This window comes from Polaromonas sp. (assembly GCF_039932935.1).
In the GTDB taxonomy this organism is placed as follows: domain Bacteria; phylum Pseudomonadota; class Gammaproteobacteria; order Burkholderiales; family Burkholderiaceae_C; genus Polaromonas.
The window spans coordinates 1-4,423 of sequence record NZ_JBDTPB010000123.1 but is presented as its reverse complement, the minus strand read 5'-3'; the positions used below and the strand labels follow the sequence as shown (position 1 = coordinate 4,423).

Annotated in this window: 2 protein-coding genes; both read right to left on the bottom strand. The window is 64.9% G+C overall.

Annotation, left to right across the window (positions count from 1 at the left end):
- Positions 1–240: 240 nt before the first annotated feature.
- The gene (gene xerC / locus ABI546_RS19415; protein WP_348049276.1) at positions 241–1,326 is read right to left on the bottom strand and encodes a site-specific tyrosine recombinase XerC; all 1,086 of its coding nucleotides are present in this window, start codon (positions 1,324–1,326) and stop codon (positions 241–243) included.
- 8 nt (positions 1,327–1,334) lie between these two features.
- Positions 1,335–4,423, bottom strand: a 3,089-nt coding sequence (locus tag ABI546_RS19410) for a CHC2 zinc finger domain-containing protein (RefSeq protein ID WP_348049274.1), incomplete at its 5' end; no start/stop codon positions are given.

The window sequence follows — 4,423 nt, the reverse complement described above, 5'->3', positions numbered from 1 at the left end:
GTTTAGTTGCAACGCAACTAACCCCGCAGCACCTGCCAAGCACGGCCTGGCTCGACGCCAGGCTGGGCTTGTATTCATAGCTCTGCGCGCAGCGCCTGGCTTTGACTTCTCGGGCGCCGGCAGAAGCAGCTAAGGCGGAACGACCACCGGCCTAGCGTCGGCGCGGGCCTTGCCTCCCGCAAGGGCCGTGACGGGAGCGGTGCACGGCAGCAGCGTGTCCATCACCCGCAGCGTTCATCCTCACACTTCATCGCCGCCATCGTCATCACCCTCACCCGCCAAAGCTTCCAGCAACGCCGTGGCGGCGTCCTTGCTCTGCGCTTGAGGGCTGGCCTCACTCGCAAGCTGAACCCGCTCCAGCCGCGCCGGATGCGTCAAGGCATGCACCGCCTGCAGCTTGGCAATCGCCACATGGGTGTAGATCTGGGTGGTGCCCAGCTCCGAGTGGCCCAGCAGGGCCTGGATGAAGCGGATGTCGGCGCCACCGTCCAGCATGTGGGTGGCGCAGGCATGGCGCAGGGCGTGGCAGGAGCCTTGGCTGAATCCTGCGGCCTGCATGTACCTGCGCGCCAGGGCCGAGAGCTGGTGCGGCTCAAAGGGCTGCGCCCAGTCGCTCAGGAACAGCACCAGCGTGTCACCGCTGAGCAACTCGGGGCGCACCTCCAGCAAGTAGCGCTGCACCCAGGCGCAGGCTCTTTCTCCCAAGGGCACGAAGCGGTCTTTGGCGCCCTTGCCGAGTCTGACCATCAGGGTGCCGCGTTCGGTGTCGACCTCGGTGATCTTGAGGTGAGCCAGTTCAGAGCGCCGGATGCCGCTGGAGTACAGGGTCTCCAGCATGGCCCTGTCGCGCAATCCGGCCAGGGTGGTGATATCGGGCTGGTTCAGGACCTGGCTGACCTGGGCCACGCTCAAGAGGTGTTTGGGCAGGCGCTGCGGGGCCTTGGGCAAGTCCAGATCGGCGGCCGGGTTGGTCAGGATGTGGCCCTCTCGCGTGAGCCATTTGAAGAAGGCCACGATGGGGGTCAGGCGGTTGACCTGGGAGGACCAGGCCAAGGGCTGGCCGTTTTTTTTGCGGAGGAGGTAGAGGTGGCGCTGGTAGCGCTGCAGGATGGGGCGCGTAACTTCGCCGGGGTGGCGTATGCCGCGCTCGTCGATCCAGGCGATGAAGTGGTCCAGGGCCCACTGCCGCATGCTGGCGGTGTTGGCCGACAGGCCCATGACGGTTGTCCAGTCACAGAAGCTGCGCTTGTAGCTGTGCAGGGGGTTGGCCGCTGAGGGCTGGGGTGCAGCCGGGGAACGCGGGGTGATGCGGTGGGGGCGCAGCATGGCGGGGGTCAGGCGGCTAAGGAGTGAAGGTAGGACGCGCGTTTGCTGGTGGTGGGGGTGGCGCGTGAAACCGGCTTACTGTCAGTTGATTCAGCGCTAAGCCTTGCGCCATGCGGCTTGGCGGAGGTTTCGCCGCTCCGCGCACCCCCCGCGTTGGCACCGTTTAGGGGCCGTTTCACCCCCGCGAACTCCCCCACGTCCCCCCGCGAACTCGGATTCGTAGCTGTAGATTCAGAGGCAGACTGCAGCGCGGCTGTGTCGATCAGGCCGGCCAGGTGCGGGCCACTTCGCATCCCTTCGGCGCTGTCGTGCAGCAGCTCGTACTCGTAGCTCTGCCCGCGCTGGCCCCGGTGCACGAGGATGAACTCCATCGCGGCCAGGCGCTCCAGGTGAATGCGCGCCTGGGTGTCCGACAGCGCGCAGGCACTGCGCACCTGCGTGCGTGTGAAGCGCAGCTCGCGCTGCGGCAGGCCCAGCTCGGTCATGCGCCCTTGCACCAGCGTGTGCAGGCCAGAGAGCACGCGCCGCGTCTGCGGCGGCAGCTCGTCCAGGCTGACCCCCAGCACCTCGTGCGCAATGCGGTTGGCCAGCTCGATATCCGAGAGGCTGGCTTCGATGTACTCGACCACGGCACCGGCGACCGTAGCGCTTTTGATTTGCCGCTGGTGCTGGTGCAAGAGCGCAATGGTGTCGATCAGGGTCAGGTACTTCTCATGATCACGGCGCGTGCGGGTGCGGTCATCGAGGAAGGTCAATTGATCGGCCCAGGGGTTGACCACGGCCAGCGGGCGCAAGAGGCGCTGGGCGTTGCGGTGGACCGTGAGGATGGCGGTTTTTTCATGCTTACGGGTCAGGCCAGCCAGGGTGCGGCGCTCGCGCTGCAATTTGTGGATGGCGCGGGTCTGCTCTCTGGCCTCGTCCACGCTGAGGACCAAACACCGGTTCATCAGCTCTTCGTCAATGTCAATCGCCGTGGTGGTCATGAACAGGCTCATCGGGCCTTCGACCTTGTATTCCTGGGTGATCAGGTTGCCTGTGACGGCATCGGTACCAGTCGATGCAATGGTGAGTTCGCCTTCGGACTGCAACAGCTTTAAGGCATAGCTGGCGCGGTGTGCGCCTTCTTCTTCGGCTATCGCCAGGATCTTGTGTTTCAAGTTGGTCTGGCCCATGTAGAACAGGCTCTGCCCGGTCATGGCGCTGTACTGGATACGTTCTTCTTCGGGCACGAAGGAGAGGATGGCGTCCATCAAACTGCTCTTGCCGGCGGCGCTGCTGGACTGGATGACGATGGCCAATGGCCTATCGAGTTTGCGACTGACCGCCGCCAGGTAGCCCACCAGCTTATTGGTGGCTTCGCCCACCACGCCTGCGGCCTCGAAGTCGGCCAGGATGCGCGCGGGCAGGTCCGGGCTGTGCAGCAGCTCCAGGGCGGCGCTGTGTTCGTCGGCGCTCATGCTGGGCACGGCTGCGGCCTTGGGCTGCAGCGCCGTCTGAATCGCTTCGTCCTGCAAGGCCTCCAGCTTGAGCAGCACGCGCCCCATATCGGCCTTGAGCACATCCCCAGACACGCCCAGCTCGGCCGCGGCCTGCACCAGGTAGGCGGCGCGGGCGCGCGCGGCGTACAGATCGAAGCTGTCAACGTGAAACGCTTCTCCAGCAGCCACCAGCACATTGACCTTGAGCACTTCATAGGCCAGGTTCTTGGACAGCCCGCGCACGCGCCAGCGCCTGGCCTGGCTGCCCTGGCCAAAGTGCAAGGTCACTTCGCTGCCCGTGACCTCGGCCACCGGCTCGGGCGCGCCCGCTGTGGGAGCAGCGGCTAAGGATGGAAGTGAAGGTGAAGGCGCTGCGGTTTGGACGGGCGCACTATTGCTATTACTTTCATAGCTGCTTGCACCCGTGTTATCTGGGCTGGAGGCCGATTTGACTTGTAAGTCTTGGGCTACAGGCGCTGTGGGCACTGCAAGGCGCTCTGGCGGCTTTCCCTGGCCCAACCAACTGGCTTGGCGAATCAGCAAACCCAGGCTCTTGGTGGCCGGGGTTACCTTGAGCGCGTACTCGTTGGCGTCCATACCCTTGGGGAACTGGATGCGAAAGCACTCGATGCCTTCGGCCATCAGCACCGGGGCCAGCTTGGCGGCGGCGCGTTCGCCGGCATCGTCACGGTCGTAGGCAATCAAGACGCGCTCGGTGCCGTGGTCCTTGAAGGCTTGCAGCAGCTCTGCCGTGAAGCCTTCCGTGCCATACGCCGTGGTGACGTTGCGATACCCGGCACACCAGAAGGTCAAGGCATCGATGAGGGCTTCGCAAACGATGATTTCTTTGCTGGCCTGCAGCGCCGCCACATTGAACACGCCGCGCTCGGCGTGCGCGGGCAGGTACAGGTGTTTAGCCAGGCCATGACTGACCTTGCCAACCTTGCGCCCGTACACCTCGCGCACCTGGTTGTGCGCGTCCAGCACGGGGATGACCAGGCAGCCATTGAAGTGCTCGCGCCCGGTGTCGCGGTACACACCCAAGCGCTCCAGCCGGCCCCGAATGTCCGCACCGGCGGCGCGCTGCTTGTCGGGCAAACGCAGGCCCAGGGTGCGATTGGCAAAGCCCAGTTTGAAGTGGTCGATCAGCTCGGGGTGCGTCAAGCCGCGCGATTGCAAATAGGCCAGCGCTTCGGGCGAGGCTTTCAGGGTCTGCTGGTAGTAGTCCACCACCTGAGCCAGCAGCGCGCGGTCGTCGGCGTCCAGGGCCACCGGCGGCGGCAAGGCGCGCACCGTGGTGCGCTTGACCGGTTCGCCAGACACAGCGGCTAAGGCGGAATCTTCCTTGAGCAACTCGACCGCATGGCGAAACGAGACGCCCTTGAGCTTCATCACCCAGTCAATCACCCCACCCCCCACACCACAGCCAAAGCAGTGCCACAGGTTTTTGGCCGGGGTCACGACCAATGACGGTTCGCTGTCGTCGTGGAACGGGCACTTGCCCACCCAGTCCTTGCCGGACTTCCTGAGCTCCACACCCGCCGCCTCGATCAGGCGCTGCACTGCCACTTCGTCTTTTAGCCGCTGGACTTCTTGATCGGGGATGCGGGGCATACACG